This window comes from Nostoc sp. UCD121, assembly GCF_014222285.1.
Lineage (GTDB): Bacteria > Cyanobacteriota > Cyanobacteriia > Cyanobacteriales > Nostocaceae > Nostoc.
In genome coordinates this window covers 1-711 of sequence record NZ_JACKZS010000510.1, presented here as the reverse complement: position 1 = coordinate 711, position 711 = coordinate 1, and the positions used below count along the sequence as shown (strand labels likewise).

The 711-nt window shown below is 41.6% G+C and carries 1 pseudogene; it reads left to right on the top strand.

Features of this window, described 5'->3' with window-relative positions:
• Window positions 1-260 precede the first annotated feature (260 nt).
• Window positions 261-711 (top strand): annotated as a pseudogene (locus GNF10_RS37240) (DNA primase); the annotation flags it as partial.

Sequence of the window (711 nt, the reverse complement as noted above, 5' to 3'; positions counted from 1 at the left end):
GGCTAAAAGCTGAAAACCCTAAGTCTCGATGAGACAAACGGGCTTTCAATTGGAATTGGGGTATAGGTTTCGCCGCCTAATTAATATCCCTAATAGTAATCTTATCAAACCTTTTTGAGTGTTAAGCGATTGTAACACTGGCTACACAAAAAACGGCAACTCAGGAATTTTATCAAATTCGATTTCTGAACGTTTGTATTAGAAGATTACTTTCGGGATAGCTCCAATTCCTCCAACACACTTCAGGAGGAATAGCTCTCATGTCACCATTACAACAATCTCATAACTCAGTATCGCCGCAATCAGCAGATGCTCAAGGGGCAAATTCTGCTGCTTTGACAAAACTTGAGTTGATTGAGAGTCGCATAATCAAGTTTGCGTTTAACGCTACTGGCACAAACAAAGACTGGGACTTTAAAAAGCTGGCCGGTAACTTCATTGATGTAGAAGGCACTCTAGCCGATGTCCAGCAACACATAAAAGCAGGTCACGCCATCTGTGCCGGACTGTTAAACGGTAAATGGCGCAGTAAGGCCAATATTATCGGTTCTCAGTGGCTACTACTCGACATTGATAATTCTAATATCGCCCGTGATGCTTATGACAAACCAATCAAGGACGAAAACGGGAATTACATCAAAGTTTACGATCACCAATTAACGATCGAAGAAGCCCTAGCCCATCCCTTCATTAAAAAACACTGTGCTTTAA